At 62.3% G+C, this 19,810-nt stretch carries 17 protein-coding genes; 3 read left to right on the top strand and 14 right to left on the bottom strand.

The annotated features are described in order from the left end of the window. Positions 1-52: 52 nt before the first annotated feature. From C8C99_RS10595 to hpaH, 12 genes are all read right to left on the bottom strand, one after another. Entirely contained in the window at positions 53-985 is a 933-nt protein-coding gene (locus C8C99_RS10595; RefSeq protein ID WP_108624986.1) for an electron transfer flavoprotein subunit alpha/FixB family protein, read from the bottom strand. Beyond that, positions 986-1,735 carry an electron transfer flavoprotein subunit beta/FixA family protein gene (locus tag C8C99_RS10590; RefSeq protein ID WP_108627117.1) on the bottom strand — a complete coding sequence of 250 codons (750 nt, stop codon included), beginning with the start codon at positions 1,733-1,735 and terminating at the stop codon, positions 986-988. A 104-nt stretch (positions 1,736-1,839) separates the two neighbouring features. Beyond that, positions 1,840-3,285 (bottom strand): aldehyde dehydrogenase family protein, encoded by a 1,446-nt coding sequence (locus C8C99_RS10585; RefSeq protein WP_233247357.1) that lies wholly within the window; start codon positions 3,283-3,285, stop codon positions 1,840-1,842. A gap of 4 nt (positions 3,286-3,289) precedes the next feature. Continuing rightward, on the bottom strand, positions 3,290-4,324 hold the full coding sequence (locus C8C99_RS10580) for a 2-dehydropantoate 2-reductase (RefSeq protein WP_056642214.1): 1,035 nt from the start codon (positions 4,322-4,324) through the stop codon (positions 3,290-3,292). Then, positions 4,317-5,300, bottom strand: coding sequence for a Bug family tripartite tricarboxylate transporter substrate binding protein (locus C8C99_RS10575; RefSeq protein ID WP_056642215.1), 984 nt, complete (start codon positions 5,298-5,300; stop codon positions 4,317-4,319). Before C8C99_RS10575 ends, C8C99_RS10580 begins: the two co-directional genes overlap by 8 nt. A 40-nt stretch (positions 5,301-5,340) precedes the next feature. Next, positions 5,341-6,294: a fumarylacetoacetate hydrolase family protein gene (locus C8C99_RS10570; protein WP_056642218.1), complete on the bottom strand. Its 954-nt coding sequence runs from the start codon at positions 6,292-6,294 to the stop codon at positions 5,341-5,343. Between the two features lie 40 nt (positions 6,295-6,334). After that, positions 6,335-7,255, bottom strand: a complete 921-nt coding sequence (locus C8C99_RS10565; protein ID WP_056642221.1) for an extradiol ring-cleavage dioxygenase — start codon at positions 7,253-7,255, stop codon at positions 6,335-6,337. 36 nt (positions 7,256-7,291) lie between these two features. Beyond that, the gene (locus C8C99_RS10560; protein ID WP_233247202.1) at positions 7,292-8,872 is read right to left on the bottom strand and encodes a carboxylesterase/lipase family protein; all 1,581 of its coding nucleotides are present in this window, start codon (positions 8,870-8,872) and stop codon (positions 7,292-7,294) included. Positions 8,873-8,909: 37 nt separating this feature from the next. Then, positions 8,910-10,385 carry an aldehyde dehydrogenase family protein gene (locus tag C8C99_RS10555; protein ID WP_056642222.1) on the bottom strand — a complete coding sequence of 492 codons (1,476 nt, stop codon included), beginning with the start codon at positions 10,383-10,385 and terminating at the stop codon, positions 8,910-8,912. Between the two features lie 41 nt (positions 10,386-10,426). After that, the gene (locus C8C99_RS10550) at positions 10,427-11,836 is read right to left on the bottom strand and encodes an FAD-binding oxidoreductase (RefSeq protein ID WP_056642223.1); all 1,410 of its coding nucleotides are present in this window, start codon (positions 11,834-11,836) and stop codon (positions 10,427-10,429) included. Further along, entirely contained in the window at positions 11,826-12,635 is an 810-nt protein-coding gene (gene hpaI, locus C8C99_RS10545) for a 4-hydroxy-2-oxoheptanedioate aldolase (RefSeq protein ID WP_108625716.1), read from the bottom strand. The genes C8C99_RS10550 and hpaI overlap by 11 nt, the downstream gene beginning before the upstream one ends. Beyond that, the gene (gene hpaH / locus C8C99_RS10540) at positions 12,632-13,438 is read right to left on the bottom strand and encodes a 2-oxo-hept-4-ene-1,7-dioate hydratase (RefSeq protein WP_108625715.1); all 807 of its coding nucleotides are present in this window, start codon (positions 13,436-13,438) and stop codon (positions 12,632-12,634) included. The genes hpaI and hpaH overlap by 4 nt, the downstream gene beginning before the upstream one ends. A 145-nt stretch (positions 13,439-13,583) precedes the next feature. Between hpaH and C8C99_RS10535 the strand changes: the two genes are divergently transcribed. After that, positions 13,584-14,534, top strand: coding sequence for a LysR family transcriptional regulator (locus C8C99_RS10535; RefSeq protein ID WP_108625714.1), 951 nt, complete (start codon positions 13,584-13,586; stop codon positions 14,532-14,534). Here C8C99_RS10535 and hpaD read toward each other — a convergent pair. Beyond that, positions 14,461-15,357 (bottom strand): 3,4-dihydroxyphenylacetate 2,3-dioxygenase, encoded by an 897-nt coding sequence (hpaD, locus tag C8C99_RS10530; RefSeq protein WP_108625713.1) that lies wholly within the window; start codon positions 15,355-15,357, stop codon positions 14,461-14,463. The genes C8C99_RS10535 and hpaD overlap by 74 nt on opposite strands. A gap of 880 nt (positions 15,358-16,237) precedes the next feature. Here hpaD and C8C99_RS10525 point away from each other — a divergent pair. Then, the gene (locus tag C8C99_RS10525; RefSeq protein ID WP_056642236.1) at positions 16,238-17,311 is read left to right on the top strand and encodes an MBL fold metallo-hydrolase; all 1,074 of its coding nucleotides are present in this window, start codon (positions 16,238-16,240) and stop codon (positions 17,309-17,311) included. Positions 17,312-18,136: 825 nt separating this feature from the next. Here C8C99_RS10525 and C8C99_RS10520 read toward each other — a convergent pair. Beyond that, complete coding sequence (locus tag C8C99_RS10520) at positions 18,137-18,724, bottom strand: NADPH-dependent FMN reductase (protein ID WP_056642239.1); 588 nt, start codon at positions 18,722-18,724, stop codon at positions 18,137-18,139. Between the two features lie 33 nt (positions 18,725-18,757). On the opposite strand from C8C99_RS10520, the gene C8C99_RS10515 reads away from it, so the two are divergent. Then, positions 18,758-19,477 carry a GntR family transcriptional regulator gene (locus tag C8C99_RS10515; RefSeq protein ID WP_056642241.1) on the top strand — a complete coding sequence of 240 codons (720 nt, stop codon included), beginning with the start codon at positions 18,758-18,760 and terminating at the stop codon, positions 19,475-19,477. Positions 19,478-19,810 lie beyond the last annotated feature (333 nt).

Below are 19,810 nucleotides of genomic sequence, written 5' to 3'. Positions count from 1 at the left end.
AAAGGCACCGCAAACGATGCCCTTCAGGGCTTGTGCCGCAGGGCTTGCCGCCTTACAGGGCCTTGACCAGTTCAGGCACAGCCGTGAACAGATCCGCTTCCAGCCCATAGTCCGCCACGCTGAAGATCGGCGCCTCAGGGTCCTTGTTGATCGCCACGATCACCTTCGAATCCTTCATGCCCGCCAAGTGCTGGATGGCACCCGAGATACCGGCCGCGATGTACAGCTGCGGTGCCACGATCTTGCCCGTCTGGCCCACTTGCCAGTCGTTCGGTGCGTAGCCTGCGTCCACCGCCGCGCGGCTGGCACCGAGAGCCGCACCCAGCTTGTCGGCCAGCGGGGTCATGACTTCGTCGAACTTTTCCTTGCTGCCCAGCGCCCGGCCACCGGAGACGATGATCTTGGCGGCCGTGAGCTCGGGGCGGTCGCTCTTGGCGATTTCGCTGCCCACGAAGCTGCTCTTGCCGGCGTCTGCCGTGGCGGCGGCGGTTTCAACAGCTGCGCTGCCACCGGTGGCGGCTGCGGCGTCAAAGCCGGTGGTGCGCACGGTGATGACCTTGACGGCATCTTGGCTTTGCACGGTGGCGATGGCGTTGCCGGCGTAGATGGGGCGCTCGAAGGTGTCTGGGCTCACCGCCTTGGTGATGTCGCTGATCTGGGCGACATCGAGCTTGGCGGCCACGCGGGGGGCGATGTTCTTGCCGCTGGCAGTGGCGGGGAACAGGATGTGGCTGTAGTTGGAGGCGATGGCGAGCACCTGGGCGGCCACGTTCTCGGCCAGGCCGTGTTCCAGGCCTGCTGCGTCTGCGTGGATGACCTTGGCAACTCCGGCAATCTGCGCGGCGGCTTGTGCAGCAGCACCGGCGTTGTGGCCGGCCACCAGCACGTGCACTTCGCCGCCGCAGGCCACTGCGGCCGTGACGGTGTTCAGCGTGGCGCCCTTGATGGACGCGTTGTTGTGTTCAGCAATAACGAGTACCGACATTTAGATCACCTTCGCTTCGTTCTTGAGTTTCTCGACCAGGGCGGCCACATCCGCCACCTTGACGCCTGCGCCGCGTTTGGCGGGTTCGGTCACCTTGAGGGTCTTCAGGCGCGGGGTCACGTCCACGCCGAGGTCTTCGGGCTTGACGGTGTCCAGCTGCTTCTTCTTGGCCTTCATGATGTTGGGCAAGGTGACGTAGCGGGGTTCGTTCAGGCGCAGGTCGGTGGTGATGACGGCGGGCAGTGTCAGGGCCAGGGTTTCCAGGCCGCCGTCGACTTCGCGGGTCACGCTGACCTTGTCGGCAGCCAGTTCGACCTTGTTGGCGAACGTGGCCTGGGGCAGGTCGGCCAGGGCCGCCAGCATCTGGCCGGTCTGGTTGGCGTCGTCGTCGATGGCTTGCTTGCCCAGGATGATGAGACCGGGCTGCTCTTTGTCCACCAGGGCCTTCAAGAGCTTGGCCACGGCCAGGGGCTGCAGTTCGGCATCGGTCTCCACCAGGATGGCGCGGTCGGCGCCGATGGCCATGGCAGTGCGCAGGGTTTCCTGGCATTGGGCCACGCCGCAGGAGACTGCGATGACTTCGGTCACCAGGCCTTTTTCTTTCAGGCGCACGGCCTCTTCAACGGCGATTTCGTCAAAGGGGTTCATGCTCATCTTCACGTTGGCGATGTCCACACCCGTGTTGTCCGACTTCACGCGGACCTTCACGTTGTAGTCCACCACGCGCTTGACGGGAACGAGGATCTTCAGCATGTTGGATTGGCAGAAAAAGTGAATGCGCTGCTCGGTGAGGCAGCAATGAAAAAGCAGCAGTGCCCACAAGAAAGGGCATTGCCGCAAACCAAGGCGCTGGGTCAGGGGTTGACGTACGCCGTCTTGACCGTGGTGAAGAACTCGGCGGCGTAGCGCCCTTGCTCCCGGGGGCCATGGCTGGACCCCTTGCGGCCACCAAACGGCACGTGGGGGTCGACCCCGGCAGTGGGCGCATTGACCATGACCATGCCGGCCTGCAACTCGCGCTTGAAACGGGCGGCGCTATTCAGGGACTGCGTCACGACCCCTGCGGACAAGCCAAACGGTGTGTCGTTCGCCACCTTCAGCGCCTCGTCGGCATCTTTCACCCGGATGACGCTGGCGACCGGTCCGAAGATTTCTTCGCGATTGATGGTCATGGCAGGCGTCGTCTCGGTGAACAGCGTGGGCTGCAGATAGAAGCCGGGCTGCCCGTTCCATTGCTCCATGGCGTTGCCGCCGAACGCCAAGTTCGCCCCTTCCTGTGTGCCCAGGCCAATGTAGCGCAGGTCTTGCTCCAGCTGGCTTTGATCCACAACGGGACCAATGACCGTGCCTGGAGCGCGGGCGTCTCCCACCACCAGGTTCTTCATCGCGTCGACCATGCCCGCCACGAAGCGATCATGGATGGCGTCCGTCACGATCAAGCGGGACGAGGCGGTGCAGCGCTGCCCCGTGGAGTAGAACGCGCCGTTGATGGCGCACGCCACAGCCTGCTCGATGTCCGCATCGTCCAGTACCACGAGCGGGTTCTTGCCGCCCATCTCCAGCTGGAATTTGGCCATGGCACCAGGCCGGCCCACCGCGCTCTGTGCGACTTTGCGACCAGTCGATTCCGATCCGGTGAAGGTGATGGCCTGAACGCCCGGATCTTCCAGCAGAACCTTGCCAAGCTCTCGTCCGCGCCCCATCACCAGATTGAAGGTGCCTGCGGGCAGTCCCGCACGCGAGATGATGTCTGCCAGCGCCCAGGCGCAGCCTGGAACCAGCTCCGCAGGCTTGAACACCACCGCGTTGCCGTAAGCCAGTGCGGGCGCAATTTTCCAGGCCGGAATCGCCAGCGGGAAGTTCCACGGCGTGATGATGGTGACCACGCCGACGGGCTCGCGAGTGATCTCCACGGTCATATTGGGGCGGGTGGACCCCAAAAGCTCGCCGCCCACGCGCAGAGCTTCGCCCGCAAAGAACTTGAAGATGTGCGCGGCGCGCAGCACTTCGCCCGCGGCGTCTGCCAAGGCCTTGCCTTCCTCGCGCGCCAACAGGTCGGCCAATTCGCCTTGCCGCGCCAGCAACTCGCTGCCGATGCGGTCCAGCGCTTCCGATCTCTGCATAGGGGTCTGCGCGGCCCAGCGCGGTTGCGCCGCCGCTGCAGCGGCCACGGCCGTGCGCGCCTGCGCTTGGCTGGCGCGCGCGTACTGACCCACGACATCGCGGGTGTCGGATGGGTTGATGTTGGCGGCGGCGTCCGCGCCAGCGAGCCATTCGCCCGCAATGAAATTGTGGTGGATGGAGTTACTCATTCGGATAGAGGCCCTTGGTTTGAGCAAATAGTCGGCAGATGCCGAACAAGGCGTCCACATTCGGCGTGGGGACCTGCACTCGCTGCGCAATGTCCCGCACTGCACCGACGATGGCGTCGAGCTCCAGTGTTCGGCCTGCCTCGGCGTCCTGCAACATGGATGTCTTGAAGGCACCGAGCTTTTCGGTGATGCGATGCCGGTCTTCGGGGCTTTGATCGATGGGGCTGCGGATTTTTTCGCCCACTGCGGCAACTTCGTTCATGGCGGCAGAGCAGAACGCCCGCACTTGTGCATCGGACAAGATGCGGTCTACGGTAGCGCCTGTGACTGCAGACAAGGGGTTCATGGTCAGGTTGCCCCAGAGCTTGAACCAGATGTCATGCCGTATGTCGTCACTCACCGTGACCTCGAACCCTGCAGCTTGCAAAAGCTCACCCACGGCCAGGGCGCGCGGCGAACTGCCCCCTTGAGGCTCGCCGATGATGAGGTGCTTGCCCTTGACGTGTTTGACCATGCCCGGCCCGCGCATCCGGCTGCTGGCATGCACCACAGCCCCGAGCACATTGGCAAAAGGGATGCTGGCGGCAATCTCGCCGTGAGGGTCAATGCGGGGCAGGCCGGACTCGAAGCCTGGCAGGCCCTGGCAGAACCACCAGGGCACACCGTTCATGGCGGGCAGCACCACGGTGTGGGGGCCGATGAGCGGCCGGATGGATGCGGCCACCGCCGCCAGCGCAGGGCCTTTGACTGCTATGACCACCAGGTCCTGGGGACCCAGGTCCTCGGCACGGTCGCTCGCGTTGGCCGGTGCCTGAACGTTGCTGCCATCCTCCCGCTCCATGCGCCACCCGGAGGTCTGGAGAGCGGTCAGGTTGTCGCCACGGGCGAGTGCAGACACCCGCAAATTGCCCGTGGCCGCGATGGATGCACCAATCAGGCTGCCAATCGCCCCCGCCCCGACGATGCAAACCGTTTGCAGGTTCGGGGCGGCGAGATCTGAAGCGAGGCGCGGCGGCGACTCAAGCATCGGCCGTGAATCCGATGGATTTGACGATAGGGCCCCAACGCTCCAGATCGGCCTTCAAGGCTGCCGCGAGTTCTTCAGGCGAAGAGGCGCGGACTTCGAGGCCCATGGCGGCGAGTCCGTCCACCACTTCTTTCGCGCCAAGCGCTTTGCGGATTTCGGCGTTCGCCTGGTTGACCACGGCCGCGCTGGCCTTGCCAGGCAGGAAGAAACCGTGCCATTCCCCATAGACCAGCGACTTGTACCCTTGCTCGGCCAGGGTGGCGACTTGCGGGACGAACTTGCTGCGCGTGGCTCCGCTGGTCGCAAGAATGCGCAGCTTGCCGCCAGGCAGATGGGGCAGAAACTCGCCCACGGGCGCGGACACGGCGGCAATCTGCCCGCCCACCAGGTCCATGATGGCTGGCTGCGTGCCACGGAAGCCGATGTGGCGCAGGTCCACCTTGCCCGCACGTCCGATCAGTACGCCGACGAAGTGGGGGACCGAGCCAGGGGCGGGAGAACCGAAGTTCGCCTGTGTGGGATTGGCATTGCACCAGGCCAGGAACTCAGGGACGGTGGTGACGGACGCAGGAACCAGGGGGCCCACGGCAAAACCCATGTCCACCTGCACGGCCGTCGAGACGGGCGTCAGATCGACCAGCGGGTCGTAGGGCAGCTTCTTGTAGGTATGGGGGTAGATACCGAGCATGGACATCGGCGTCACCAGCAGGGTGCTGCCATCGGCGGGCGACGCCTTCAGGGCCGAAATAGCGATTTGCCCCCCGGCACCCGGGCGGTTGTCAACGACGACCGCCTTTGCATAGGTGCCGGTTAAGCGAGCAGCGACACGGCGGGCTTCCGTATCGATCGTTCCGCCGGGGGCAAAGCCGGCAATGATCTTGGCGTTCTCCAGCGTGTTTGCGCGGGCAGCGAAGGGTACGGCGGTGGCGGCCAGGCCCCATGCCATCTGCGAGATGAGTTGTCGACGTGTTTGCATTGGATATGTCTCCTTGTGTTGATCGTTGAGGGGCAAGGGCTCAGCCCTTCTTGCTCTTTCTGGCGTCGGCAAGGTTTTGCTTGAAGCGGTCGGGCACGCGCTCGTCGAATCCCAGCGCCACGCGCCGGACCTCTGCCGTATCGGTGGGTGGATGCCCCACGCCCAGGGCGCTGGCGCGGGGAGCCGCAATTTCCACCACCGTTCCTGCCACGCGGCCCAGACCGGTGATTTCGCACTCGACGACATCGCCAGGGTCTACGGATCGCGAGTGGCAAGGGGTGCCCATCAGGATCACGTCGCCGGCCACCAGCGTGATGTGGCGCGCCAGATCGGCGATCACGTAGTGGGGGCCCCAGATGGTTTCTTCGCCGATGTGGGCCTCTTGCACCACCAGTCCGTTCACATAGGTACGCAGGGTCTGCGCAAACAGATTGACCCCACGCACCAGTCCGGGGCCGATGGGCAGCAGCGTGTCCGCGCCCTTCACGCGCAGCATCGAGCCCTGGTCGGTATCGCGGAAGTTCTGCAAGCCCATGTCGAGTGCGGGGCAGAAACCTTCGATGTAATCCCACGCCTCGTCGGGCGTGACATTGCGGCAGGTCTTGCCGATCACCACGGCATATTCGCCTTCGTAGTTCAGGTACTGGCAGTCGGCGGGCTTGAGGATTTGCCCGCCGTGACCGTTGAGCGACGTAGGCGGCTTGGTGAAATAAGTCGGCGACTCTGTTGGCTTGCTTTTTTGGCGTGTCTCGTAGCTGCGCGAGCTGTACGAGATATGCACGGCAATGATCTTGCTGGGGTTGACGGGCGGCAAGTAGGTCAGCGCCTGGGCGTCCAGCACCCGGCCGTCGTCCAGCTGCAAGCGGCCCGCGTCGGGACCACCCTCCATCAGGGTTCCCCAGAATGCGCTGCCGCCTACCAAGGCGCGGCGGCGCTCCACCCGGGGGCCGCACATGACGGCGGGTAGCTCAGAGATGGGAAACTCGAAATTCATGGTGCTCAATCTGTTGGATGTGTTGAAGGGGCGCGATGCGTTAGGCGGCAGCAGGCTGGCTCGCTGCGCCGGTGTTGCCCTGGCTGGCTGCCTCGGAGACATCGAACCAGACGTGGATGTTTCCGGTGCCGCGTGCGTTTTCGTAGGCCGACAGCGGGTCGCCTTTGGCGCGGCAGGCCGCACCACCCATGGCTCCGAGCATCTGCAGGTAGTGCGCTCCAAACGCTTCCCACGGCTTGCGGCGGTAGTCGTCGTCCCAGCGCGCGAGGATCTCGTCGTGGCGCCCCTGGCGCATGAATTCAATGGCTGCCTTGTCGCTGGCAATGTTCTCGGGACGAGACACATTGCTTTCGTGGAAGATGCGCGGATGGTTCGGGCGCCAATCAATGCCGTTGAACTTGTGGCTCAGCGCCCCAGAGGCGAGCAGCACCACATTGAGGTCGCTGCGGCGAATGGCTTCACCGATGTCTTCGCCCGATTGAAGGAACTGAGGCCACTCGCAGTTCTGGCAGGAGCTGACGGTCAGTACCGGGGTCTTGCTCAGTTCCAGGTGCAGGTGCTTGACCAGGTTGATCGTTGCGTACTGCTTTCCCAGTTCGGGATGGCGGATGTTGCGCACATAACCTTTGCGCTCCCGCGAAACGGCTTCCACCTGCACGGCGAGGTCGGGGCAACCCAGGTAGTTGTAGGGAACTCCATGCAGATACCAGGGCATTTCATCCGAGATATAGCTGCCTTCGAACTTCGCGCCACCGTCCACCAAGTGGTAGCCGGTGGTGAACCAGTGCGAATCAAAGATCAGTACGGCATCGGGTTTCACGGCCTTGATCCGCTCACGAACCCGGGCGTAGCCCGAGATCAGGTCAGAGTCTGACCCTGCACCTTGCAGCACGCGAAACTCTTCGCACTGCATCAGGCCAGGGTGGTGCGACACCATGGCGGCGCCAACGATTTTTCCCATCGGGAGTCTCCTAGAAGCTGCCATCTAGGCAGCAGGTCAGTTGAATTTCTTGCCGGCCCACAGTTGCCGCCGGTCCGCCAAGGGATCGGCCACCACTGCCGAGCGGGTGTCAAAGCGCATGGTCTGGCGGGTGGTGAGGTCGTACCGCGTCCATCCGGGGTCTCCGGTTTTGACGAATCGCAGCCAGTGCCCAAACATGGTGTCTGCCAACGGCTGGTAGCCCGGGCCGCCCAGGAAAGGGCTGGCCTGTTTGCTGGCCAGGGTGTTGAAGACGTAAGGAACGTCCACCACATGGGCGGCGCCCAGCCGGCCGCCAAAACCTGGCGATTGCCAGGCAAACTGGTAGTTCCAGGTCTGGGCACCCGCTGCGACCCGGTTCTCCGCGTAGCGCTGCGCTGGCATACGGAACGTGCTGTCGGACTCCAGTGCCGCCAGCATGTCGCCGGGCGATGCGTTGGGGCGCACCTGGGCGTAGACATTCGGCGCGTTGGACGTCAGGCCCGCCCCTCCCAGCGCAGCAGCGAAGGCCGGTGCAGAGATGCGCTCAATGGCTCCGCCGGGCACCAGGTACAAGCGGGCTTCGTCGTCGGTGCTGCCGATCAGCAGCGGTATTGATTTGTGTGCATGCCGGGTCAGCGAGGCCAACGGAGGGTCCGTGAGCAGCGTGCCGTCCACCACGGGCAGGTAGGGGGGCTGACCACTGATACCGCCCCACTTGGCCCGGTCACGCAAGTCGGCCACCATGCGTTCCGTGCCTGCGACAAGCGCGGGCAGGGGCACATTGGCAAGCGCCTTGGCGGTGGGCTCTACACCCAGTGTCGCAGCGGTCGCCGCCGCAATGCGGCCGGCCTGCTCAGGGGTCAAGTGATTCTGGGGCGGGCTCTGCGCAATGGCCTTATGGAACAGCCCTTGGGCCGCAGGCATGCCCATCAGAGCCATCACGCTCTGGGCTCCGGCAGACTGCCCGGCCAGGGTCACATTGGTCGCATCGCCCCCGAAGGCCGCGATGTTCTGGCGCACCCATTGGAGGGCCGCCACCTGGTCCAGAAAGCCCCGGTTGGGCGGCATGCCTTCGACCCACATGAATCCGTCGATGCCTACGCGGTAGTTCACGGTCACCACCACCACCCCTTCGTGGGCATAGGCGCTGCCGTCGTACCACGACTCGCCAGCATCCACGCGATAGAAGGCGCCACCCGGCAACCAGACTAGGACCGGCGCGCCCCGGGCGTCGGCGGGTGCCCAGATGTTCAGCGTCAAATCGTCTGCAGCGCCCGACATGCCTCCATCGGCTCCACGGGACGGCTGGGGAGGCATGGGGCCTGCACTCGACGCATCGCGAACGCCCGCCCATGCGGGCACTGGCTGGGGGGCCTTGAACCGGTTGGCCTCCAAGTACGGATTGGCTGCGTAGGGGATGCGCTGGAAAGACAGCACTTGCCCTTGCCTCCGGCCCGCTAGTTTCCCCTGCGCCACGGTCGCGATGGGGGTATCGCCCGTGGCATTGGCAATCGCCGTGGCCGTCGATGAGGCGCATCCGCTGAGCGCCATGCCGCTCAGGCCCAACGCCGCGCAACCCATGAGAAGCTGGCGCCGGGATGTGTTCTCGCTGTTCATTGTTGTCTCCTTGTGATGCGGCGATGCCGACCGACACTCAACGGTGGCTGAAGCTGGCCTTGAAAGGCTTTTTAGGAACGACCACGTCCTTGACATCGCAGAAGAATTCGAAGCTCCACTCGCCACCTTCACGACCCACCCCTGAGCGCTTGATGCCGCCAAACGGTGCCGCGAGATCGCGGATGCCAAAGCTGTTCACCCAGATAAAGCCCGTGCGGACTTTTTCGGCTACAGCCACGGCGTGTCCTTGCTCGCCGTAGCACACGCCCCCAAGGCCGTAGTCGGTGCCGTTCGCCATCTCGATGGCTTCTTCGTCAGAGCAGAAGGTCTGCAGCGTGAGTACCGGACCGAACACCTCGTTCTGCACGATCTCGTCGTCCTGGCGCAGGTTGGTCAGCATGGTGGGCTGGTAGTACTGCGCGCCGAATGGATGGCGAGCGCCGCCCCACAGCACGCGTGCGCCACCGGCCACGGCACGGTCCACAAACGCACCGACACGTTCCAACTGCCGGGGATGAATCAGTGGGCCCACTTCTGTCGCTTCGTCGCGCGGGTCGCCAATGTTGAGCTTCTCCACATAGCCGCGCAGCGCTTCGATGTAGCGGTCGGCGATCTTTTGGTGCACCAGGAATCGGGTGCCAGCCAGACACACCTGACCAGCGTTTCGGTACATGAGTGCCCCGGTGGCCGCAGCGCTATCGATATCAGCGTCTTCCAGCACGATGAAGGCGCTCTTGCCGCCCAGTTCCAGGCTGCACGGCACCAGGTTGGCACCTGCGGCCCCGGCGATCCACTTCGCGGTGGGGACTGAGCCCGTGAATGAGATCCGGGCAAGGCGTGGGTCGCTGACCAGCTTGGCACCGGTCTTTGCGCCGCTGCCTTGCACCACGTTGAACACGCCGGGGGGCAGGCCCGCCGCATGGGCGGCATCGGCCAGCAGCGAACAGGTCAAGGGCGCCCACTCTGGTGGCTTGAGCACACAGGTATTGCCCGATGCCAGTGCCGGGCCCAACTTCCATGTGGACAGCATGAGTGGTGCATTCCACGGCGTGATGATCGCAACCACCCCTGCAGGGTCATGCCGAACCAGGTGGGTGGCTTGTTCCGTTTCCAGCTTGCGGTCCTGCAGTCCCAGCGCGTGTTCCGCAAACCATTTGATGTTGAGCATGGCGCGTGGGACCACGCCGTGGCGCATGCGCGAGAGGAGCACCCCCGCGTCATTGCTTTCGAGCTGGCACAAGGCGTCTGCGCGCTTGCCGATCTCTTCGGCGAACCGGTCCAGATAGGGCTTGCGGCCCTCGGCCCCTAACGCTGCCCAGGCCGGAAACGCGCGTTGCGCCGCTTGGATCGCCTGGTCCACATGCTCGGCAAGGCCTTCCGACACGTGGCCCAGCAGGTGTTGGTCAATTGGGCAATGCAGCTCAAAGGTTTCGGTGGAACCGACTCTTTGGCCGTCGATGTAGTGGTCTGGTGACACGGGGACGCCGGCCACGACCAGGGGTGCGCTATTCATTGGGATTCCCATCCAAGTTGGAAACAGAAGAAGACGATCGATCAGGGCAGCAGCTTGCCGGGGTTGAGCAAGCCATGCGGATCGAGCGCGGCCTTGATGCGGCGCATCAGGTCGAGCTCCACGGGCGACTTGTAGCGGGCCGACTCGTCGCGCCGGAGCACACCGAGCCCGTGCTCTGCAGAGATGGAGCCGCCACGCGCGTGCACCGCGTCGTGGATCAAGCGATTCATTGCTGGCTCCAGTGCCAGAAAATCGGCGGGGGAGGACCCCTCGGCTGGCGACAGGTTGTAGTGCAGGTTGCCGTCGCCCAAATGGCCAAAAACCACAAGGCGGACCAAATGAGACTGCGCCAGGATGCCCGCATCGGTAGATTCGATGAACTCGGCAATGCGCGACGCTGGCAGCGAAATGTCGTGCTTGATGGTCTTGCCTTCCGCGCCTTGTGCTTCGGAGATGTTCTCGCGCAGCGCCCACAGGGCCTGCAGCTGCGACAGGCTGGAAGACGGCGCTGCGTCTGTGATCAGGGACTGCTCAAATGCGGCCTCCAGCAACGACTCCATGCTGGACGTGGCCTGGGTGTCGTCCATTTCCCCAGACAACTCCATCAGCACGTACCACGGACTGCGTTCTCCGAACGGAATGCGGCTTCCCGGAACATGCTTCTCCACCAGCTGCAAGCAGGTGTCGCTCATCAGCTCGAAGGCAGTGAGGGCCGCGCCCAGGCGTGCCTGTGCGAAAGTCAGTAGCTCGACCGCTTGGGCGGGTGCAGGCACCGCCACGCATGCGACGACCTGGGACCTGGGTTGGGGGAAGAGCTTCAGGGTCGCGCCCGTGATGATGCCGAGCGTGCCTTCGCTACCGATGTACAAGTCGCGCAGGTCATAGCCGGTGTTGTCCTTGCGCAGACCGCGCAGTCCGTTCCACAGCTCGCCTTCGGCCGTCACCACCTCAAGCCCCAGACAAAGCTCGCGTGCGTTGCCGTAGCGGAGCACCTGCACACCTCCTGCATTGCTGGCCAGGTTGCCGCCGATGGTGCAGCTGCCCTCGGCGGCCAGGCTCAGCGGGAACATCCGACCTTGCGCCTGCGCGGCCTCCTGCAGGGCCAGCAGCGTGACGCCCGCATCGACGGTGATGGTGTTGTTCTGGAGGTCGACCGAGCGGACGCTCTGGAGCCGGGACAACGACAGAACGACGGAGCGACCCGAAGCGTCGGGCGTCGCCCCTCCAGACAATCCGGTGTTGCCCCCTTGGGGTACTACCGGAATGCGCCGCTCATGGCACCACCGCATGACGCTCGCTACGTCCTGGGGGCTATCGGGTTGCACCACCGCCAACGCAGTCCCCGTCCACTTGCCGCGCCAGTCCGTCAGGAACGGCGCCATCTCTTCAGCCTCTGTGAAGAGACGGCCGGCAAATGCGGCACGCAGCGCCGTGTGCAGCTCAGTAGCCATTGCGCACCTCGGTGCTAGGGGATGCGACGTCGTTGCGATAGCGTTGCAGCAAGGCCTTGGCCGCCTGCGACAGCAGCGTCGTGTCGACCCCGATAGCAACAAACTGCGCACCCACCGAGGTGTAGTGACGCGCCAGGGCTTCGTCGGTGCACAGGATGCCGGCGGCCTTGCCGTGAGAGCGGATGGTCCGGATGGCCTTTTCGATGGCCGCCTTGACCTCGGGATGCGATGGCTGCCCCAGGTAGCCCATGGAAGCCGACAGATCGGCAGGGCCGATGAATACACCGTCCACACCTTCGACCTGCGCAATGGCGTCCAGCTGTGCAAGTGCGTCCGCCGTCTCGACCTGAACCAGCAGGCAGACCCGGTCATTGGCCTCGTGCAGATAGTTGGGATACCGGCTCCAACGGGAGGACCGCGCCAGGCCACTGCCCACGCCGCGAATGCCTTGCGGCGGATAGCGCATCGCGGAGGCCAGCGCGCTGGCGGCTTCCGCAGTCTCCACCATCGGGACGAGCAGGGTCCGCGCACCGATCTCCAGCACTTGTTTGATCAGCGCGGCATCGCCGTGTGGAATGCGCACGACCGCTTCCGTGTCGTAGGGGGCTGCCGCCTGCAGTGCGCCCAGCATGGAACGCAGGTCGTTCGGACCGTGCTCTCCGTCGATCAGCAGCCAGTCGTAGCCGAGCCCTGCGCACACCTCCGTCGCATACGGATCGGCAAGCCCGAGCCACAGGCCCGCAAGTTGTCGACCCGCCTGGAGCGTGTCCTTGAACGTATTGCGTGGCGTCTGGGTCATACAAACCTCGCAGAGATCGAACCGAGGGAGCCGTAGTCGGCGTGGAACACATCACCCACGGCACAGGCCACAGGTCGCGTGAAGGAGCCACCCAGAACAATTTCACCGGCAGCGAGCGATTGCCCGTAGGGCGCGAGCCGGTTGGCCAGCCATGCAACACCGTTGCCGGGATGGTTGAGCACGGCAGCCCCGAGGCCCGACTCTTCGATCACCCCGTTTTTGAATAACAGGGCGCCGGCCCAGCGCCAGTCCACCTCGTTCGGGCGCATGGGGCGGCCTCCCAGAATGATGGCGCCATTGGCCGCGTTGTCTGCAATCGTGTCCAGCACCTTGCGCGGCGCACGCGTGTTCCGGTCGAATTGCTCGATGCGCGCGTCAATGAGTTCCAGCGCCGGGACGACATAGTCGGTCGCGTTGAGCACATCGAACAGGGTGATGCCCGGCCCCTGGAGGGGCTTGGCCAGGATGAACGCGAACTCCACCTCCAGGCGCGGCAGGATGAAGCGGTCGGTCCGGATCTCCGATCCGTCAGGGATCAGCATGTCGTCGAGCAGCGTCCCGTAGTCAGGCTCCGTGATCTGGGACGAGATCTGCATGGCGCGGGAGGTCAAGCCGATCTTGTGACCAATGACCTTGCGGCCATCCTGTTGGCACAGGTCCATCCAGGCGCTCTGGATGGCATAGCTGTCTTCGATATCCATGGTGGGATGAAGACGAGAAAAGTGTTCGAGCTGGGTGCGTGTGCGCTGCGATTCGTGCAGCTGGCGTGCCAGCGAGGCATGCAATGCGGGGCTGAGATTCACGGTATGGGCCTGGTCGGTGCTGATGGCAGGCCCAGAGTATCTGACTGTGAATTGCGCTTGACAATCGACAAATAATGGTGAATTAATAAGTAAAAGTGGCTAATTGATTTGACCTGGTGCAAAGCGCAAGCTGCAAAATTCACGCATGGCTCTCACACGGTTCACCCTCAGGCAGTTCGAAGCCTTCTCCAGCGTTGCTGAAATGCGGAGCTTTGCGGCTGCGAGCGAGCAGATGGGTTTGTCTTCATCAGCGGTCAGTCAACTTGTTGCGGAGCTGGAGTCCACCATTGGTTTCCGCGTGTTTGATCGCAGTACGAGGCGCGTGGAGCTGTCGAGTGCTGGCAGGGACTTTCTCGGCTCGGTCAAGTCCGTGCTGAGACATGTTCATATGGCCGAATCGGCGGCCTCTGACGTCAGAAACAGGGCCTCCGGGGTTGTGCGCATTGGCGCGCCCCTGGTGCTCGCGGGGGCCATCCTTCCTGCCGCTATCAAAGCCTTTTCCGAAGAGCGTCCGAAGGTTGTCATCCGCATCCGGGATACCCCTGTCGATGACCTCCTGGACCGTGTCGCCAGCGGCGACTTGGACTTGGCTGTGGGGCCAGATCGCAGCGGCATTGAACACGTTGAGGCCATCCCCGTCTTTGACAGCCCCTGGGTCCTTTGGTGCTCGCCCGCACATCCTTTGGCGCAGCGCAAGTCCCTCAAGTGGGCGGATCTGCGCAACGCCCACATCGTTTCCGCCGGGCGCGACCATGAGCGAAGCGTTGCGCAAATGCGCCTCAACGCCCCCGAGGGCTCGCGGATTCTCCCGGTGGATGTGGTGGACAACGTCTCCACGGCCCTGGGTATTGCGGCCCAGGGGCTCGCGGCGACGTTGGCGCCGGCGTACATCTCTGCCATGGCCGTGCCTTTGGGCCTCGTCATGCGGCGCGTCAAAGATCCGGAAGCAATACGCCAGGTTTGCATTTACCGGTCCACGGTACGTGCAGCGCCTCCGGCTGCGGAAGCGTTTGCCGAGTTTCTCAAGGAGTGGCTTCAGCAGTGGCAAGCTGATGAAGCTCGGCGGAAGCGGGCTCCACGGGCAACTGCGCGATGACTTGTCCCGTCCCTGAAGCCACAAAATACGGGGTGACCAGATGGGCGGGCGCCTTGTAGTTGGCCCAACCCAGGGCGCCCAGAAGCATCGCCGTGTCGTGCATCCATCCCTCGCCAGTGCACGCCTTGGCATAGCTCGGTAGCATGGCCGTGAACTCGGCCCAGCGGCCCGCCTGCCACAGCTCCAGGGTGAGCAGATCGCACTGCCGATTGAATTCGTCGCTGATCTCATACGGCCGGTCCAGAACGTCCTGGTTGTCGTGAATCCGGTGGGAGAGCGAGCCGCTGGCGATGAGCGCAACGCGGCTTTCCGACGCTTCAATGGCTTGGCGAAAGGCGGCACCTACCCGGCGGCTCTCGTCAATCGTCGCGAATGCGCACCAGCCAGACACCGAGATGACGCGAATGCTCTTGTCGAGCTGCATGAAGTGCAGCGGCACCAGCGTGCCGTACTCCAGTCCGAGATGGGATTTTTGGTGCGCAATCGTCTTGACGCCCGTCGCGCTGGCGCACTGGGCCATGGCGAATGCAAGCTCCGGGTTGCCCTGGTAGGAATAGGGAAGCTCGCTCAACTGCGTCGGGAACTCACTGCTCGTGAAGACGCCGTCAAATTGCGCTGCTCCGTTGATGTGGTACGCGGCGTTGCTCAGCCAGTGCGTGTCCAGGATCACAACGGTGTCGGCCCCGGCTTCGGTGATTTGCCGACCAACGGCCAGTAGCCCATCCGTGGCATCACGGCGGCAGCCGTGCAGCGGCCCTGGCTGCTCCGAGATGATGAGGCGGGGAATGTGCGTGACTTTGGCGGCGTAGACAAGTTGGCCCATGGGCGATCTCCTTTGGTTTGAGTTCCGCTGCGGTGTTGTTCAGTCACACCCCCAAGGACAAGCGATCAATACTTGCCCACTCTTCAGAATTCCTCAGCAAATGAATTCCTGGCAATTGCGCTTTGTCAACACGCTTCGCGTTTTGGGGTGACAACCAACGACCCGTTCAAAGCCGAATTGAACTACCGCCTAGCGCTATGAATAAAGCAAGGACATGGTTGAATTCGCTACGCTCAATTTTGGGTATCTTGGTTATCCGTCGTCGCCTGCTCGTTTCAAACTCTACGTCTCGCGTGCTGCGACTGAGGCCACCAAGTAGCGGGAGTTCGCCAGTCAAAACAATGAGATGGTGACGTGACTTGAAACGAACAGCCTCGGAACAGCTGGGACGATTCATTCCGAACTAGCGCTAACGAGTGGGTAAGAATTTGTCGATTGGTTTTTTGCTCTCCACGAATCAGACTCCGGGCACTTTGTTCGCTCGAACTTCGATGCCCATGTCGATGTCCAGAGCGCACGAAGTGCGAAGTAGAAAACACACTGGAGACATTTATCAATGCGGCGATTTAATCCCCTCTCACTCGGCACTGCCAAGCTCTCTCTGGCTGCGTGCATTGGCACCAGCGCGCTCATCACTGCGTGTGGTGGATCTGACGATTCATTCACGTCTCCCTTTCTCGACGCCACACTCACATTGCCTGCAACTGCAGTGCCGGCAGCAACTCGATCACCTGCAGGCACGAGTGAATATCAGCGACATCTGGACGCTGCGACGGCCAATGCCGGCAAGGAGTTCGCGGGAGAGCAACGTCGCCAATGGTGCTACTCCGTCGAGAACGCAGGTGCCCCGCCTGAGCTTCAGGACACGGCGGTCATTCCGATGACCAAGATGTTTGACAACCTGTACTACACGGGACGCCGCTGGGTGGGACAGTATGTTTTGAAGACGCCCAATGGCTATTTCCTTTTGGATGCGCAGAATAGTACCGATGACGCCAAGACTATGACGATCCCCGGACTGGTGTCTGTTGGCATCAATCCCGCCACCCTCAAGGGAATCATGCCGACACACGGGCATGGCGACCACTACAACGGCGCGAAGTTTATGCAGGACACCTACGGTGGGCCTGTGTACATTGGCTCTGAAGACGCGGCGGCACTGACTGCGGCCAACGCGCGCAACGCAACGGTGTTTTCTGGTTCCATCATCACCACCTCGCTCAGCAACGGGACCATGACACCCCAGATACTCGCTGTAGATGGCTTGAACTTAACGGTGCTGTCTACTCCCGGTCACACGCCTGGAACGTTCTCCGGCATATTGCCGGCGCAGCTGGATGGCAAGAGCTACAAGCTTATCTTTTGGGGTGGCACAGGTACACCAACCACCTTACCGCTTGCCAAGGCATATCTCGATGGATCTGAGCGGCTCTACCAATTGGCCGTTGCCGAAAACGTGGATGGGACTATCCACACGCATCCATTTGTAGATGGATCGCTGGCCAAGCTGGATGCCCTCAACAAAGGCACCGCAGGTGGCAAGAATCCATTTCTGATCGGTAATGCCAGCACGCTGCGATCTTTGTCGATTCTTCGCGAGTGCTCCGCAGCAAAGGTCAATGCGCTTGACGCGACCGTGATCAATCCTGTTTGGCTCACGACCACTACGGAAGTCGCAGCTAGCAAACGCACCAGTTCGAACGGCACCAGCAACGTGGCAGGACTGATTCGCGTCGCGGACCCCTATGGACCCGTCGCGAACGCGACGGTCAAGCTCAGCCTGTCGGGAGGCAGCGATAGCTGCACTGCGACTACAGATGCTGCAGGCGTCGCCTCCTGCGCCTTCCTGACAACTCAACCGACACAGGGTGGTATTGCTACTGCCCAGTTCGTCGGGACGCGGACCAGTACCCAGGTCCAGCTACAAAGCTCGGCATCTGTCGCACTCAACTAATAGATTACGTTCGTTGATGACAGAAGATCGTCTCGTACACGCTGCCTACTTCAAGGGGCCGGCTCTTAGGCAGGCCCTTCTGGGCCTGCTTTTCTTGTGTCCTTGGGGTGTCATCTGCGCTGATACTTCGCCTGCCGCAGAGAGACACCTTCATTCGGCGCGCCAGCATGCCAAGTCGTCCGCACAACTTCAAAAGAATTTCCGGACCTGGTGCGCATCTGACTTACAAGATTCGCGGTTAATTGGCGGCCTCAAAGAAGCATTGCTACAAGCCGAGATCAAGTTCAAAGATGCCCGGGACTCAGGTCAAAATAATCTTGAATCTCCCGTGGTTGAACGCCAATGCCTAGCATACAGGCTCACGAAGGTGAATCCTGAGTTCAAGACCCCAGTCTGGTACTTGAGTCATCTACAGTTTGTTCATACAAAGCCCACGAGCGGGCATGGAATTAGCGCAAAGGCCGTTGCACGGGCGAGCAGCGCAGACGGCCCAATCCTGAACAATCGAATCACTTTCTCCATGGGGCTTCATCACAGTTGCTTTGGTTACACGGATGTTAAGGGGCAAGTTGCCTGCACCCTTGTAGACACCCATCCCCATGGACCAGGGGTTGTGCACGAGGAGGAGGCCGACAGTATCGTGGCTTCATTGCAGGGGGTTCTGAGTGACGATCTGGTTCTGTGGCCAACAACCTTGACCCTAAAAATATCTCCGCACTCTGGACGTTCGACAGGGTCAACTGCAAAACGCCCGTAGTTCAAACTCTGCTGCGCAGTATCCGCCGTCGCTTTCAGAAAGAAGATGGGGCGGTGCACCGCGTGGATTCAGGTCTCGGCGGAGCGAGTCGCAATCCAACGGCTCTCTTCAATCAGTTCAAGTAAGCCTGCTTGGATGATGTCCAAGGTTGGTTTGTCCACTAACTGACCTTCTTGGATACGCGTCGCCACACCAGCAATGGCGATATGTTGGCGCACCAATGGCCGCGCTAACGTAGCTGCCAGTGCGTCACGAATCTGGGCTTGTGCGCGCACCCCCCCAGCTGTGCCTGGCGATGCTGTCATGATGAGCGCCGGCTTGCCCTTGAGGGGCGATGCGAAGCCCGGTCGCGACGCCCAGTCAATGGCGTTCTTGAGCACGCCTGGTATGCCGTAGTTGTATTCTGGCGAGCAGACAATCAGGCCATCGGCGCTCTTGATTGCTTCTTTCAACTGAACTACGGCGGCGGGCGGTTGGTCCCCATCCAGATCGGCGTTGTACAAGGGAATCTCGTCGAGAGGAAACAGCTCCAGTGTCGCTTCGGGTGGTAGCAGGGGCTGCAGGCTGCGCAGCACGGCGGTGCAATGCGAGGCACGGCGGATGCTGCCCGAGATGGCCAGGAGGCGCAGGGGGGAGGGGGGCGAGGCGGTAGTCACGAGGTTTTCTCCTTATTTCAATGGTCTGAGTTTATGCATAAAATTCAAAACATGTATAAAAATGACACTTCTCAGCGCACCCCGCCCCTGGTGGATCAGGCCTTTGCGCAACTGCGCAGGGATGTGTTGAGCGGCACCTATAGCCCCGGTGCCAAGCTCAAGCTCGATGAGTTGCAAGCTGCCTACGGTTTTTCCAGCAGCCCTCTGCGGGAAGCCTTGAGCCGTCTGGCCCAGGAGGGGTTGATCCGCGCCGACGAGCGCCGGGGTTTTCGTGTCACCGCAATTTCTGCAGAAGATCTGATCGATATCACCCGCATGCGGGTCATGCTTGATGTGCAGGCGCTGCGCGAGTCTATCGAGCACGGGGACGACGCGTGGGAAGCCCAGGTGGTGGCAGCTTTCCATCGACTGGAGAAGGTAGAAGGCCGGCTCAGCGACGGACCGGTTGTTTTGGACCAGGGATGGACCGACGTACACACGGCCTTTCACATGGCCCTGATCTCGGCGAGTCCCTCGGAGCGTTTGCGCACCTGGAGCGCCAGCCTCTTTGATCAGGCCGAACGCTACCGGCGGTTTTCTGCACGCCACAGGAAAACCTTCAAGAACAAATCCAGCGAGCACCGCAAGCTCATGGATGCCACCTTGCGGCGCGATGCGGACACCGCCTGTGCGCTTCTGCAGGAGCACATCTTGGGCACTGAGCGCAATGTACTGGCCGTGCTGAGCAAGGTGGAGCCTGATCGCGGCGCCTAAGAGGCTCTGCTCAAGCGCAGCTCAAGAAAACTAAGCGAACCCGTCCCATCGCGCACCAAGCCTTTACCTGGGGCGCCCATAGAGACCGTCTTTCCCTAGACCGTCCCCTCTCTCGTCAACGCCTCCCCCCTCAAAAAAAAGCCCGCAGGCCTCATGCCAGCGGGCTTTTTTTGCTTCTGGATGCGCGCGTTCCTGACGCTGACTGTGCAGCCTTCTGATGCTTGTTTCAGACAATTTCCCAGAAATTGCTCGGTAGAAACCACTATGCACGAAACATGTTTTATGCATAAAAATAACTTCATGCATTTATCTACGAGATGCGTGATTTGTTGA

Origin of the sequence: Acidovorax sp. 107, assembly GCF_003058055.1 — a bacterium.
GTDB lineage: Bacteria > Pseudomonadota > Gammaproteobacteria > Burkholderiales > Burkholderiaceae_C > Acidovorax.
Note: the sequence above shows the minus strand (reverse complement) of the source record. Positions and strands in the feature narration are given on the sequence as shown.

Bases quoted from the DNA above. Each gene is read 5' to 3' on its own strand.
- C8C99_RS10565 (WP_056642221.1), bottom strand. From the start codon at position 7,255: ATGGGAAAAATCGTTGGCGCCGCCATGGTGTCGCACCACCCTGGCCTG.
- C8C99_RS10595 (WP_108624986.1), bottom strand. From the start codon at position 985: ATGTCGGTACTCGTTATTGCTGAACACAACAACGCGTCCATCAAGGGC.
- C8C99_RS10570 (WP_056642218.1), bottom strand. From the start codon at position 6,294: ATGAATTTCGAGTTTCCCATCTCTGAGCTACCCGCCGTCATGTGCGGC.
- C8C99_RS10550 (WP_056642223.1), bottom strand. From the start codon at position 11,836: ATGGCTACTGAGCTGCACACGGCGCTGCGTGCCGCATTTGCCGGCCGT.
- C8C99_RS10525 (WP_056642236.1), top strand. From the start codon at position 16,238: ATGACCAAGATGTTTGACAACCTGTACTACACGGGACGCCGCTGGGTG.
- C8C99_RS10515 (WP_056642241.1), top strand. From the start codon at position 18,758: ATGCATAAAATTCAAAACATGTATAAAAATGACACTTCTCAGCGCACC.
- C8C99_RS10535 (WP_108625714.1), top strand. From the start codon at position 13,584: ATGGCTCTCACACGGTTCACCCTCAGGCAGTTCGAAGCCTTCTCCAGC.
- hpaI (WP_108625716.1), bottom strand. From the start codon at position 12,635: ATGACCCAGACGCCACGCAATACGTTCAAGGACACGCTCCAGGCGGGT.
- C8C99_RS10580 (WP_056642214.1), bottom strand. From the start codon at position 4,324: ATGCTTGAGTCGCCGCCGCGCCTCGCTTCAGATCTCGCCGCCCCGAAC.
- C8C99_RS10575 (WP_056642215.1), bottom strand. From the start codon at position 5,300: ATGCAAACACGTCGACAACTCATCTCGCAGATGGCATGGGGCCTGGCC.
- C8C99_RS10560 (WP_233247202.1), bottom strand. From the start codon at position 8,872: ATGAACAGCGAGAACACATCCCGGCGCCAGCTTCTCATGGGTTGCGCG.
- hpaD (WP_108625713.1), bottom strand. From the start codon at position 15,357: ATGGGCCAACTTGTCTACGCCGCCAAAGTCACGCACATTCCCCGCCTC.
- C8C99_RS10555 (WP_056642222.1), bottom strand. From the start codon at position 10,385: ATGAATAGCGCACCCCTGGTCGTGGCCGGCGTCCCCGTGTCACCAGAC.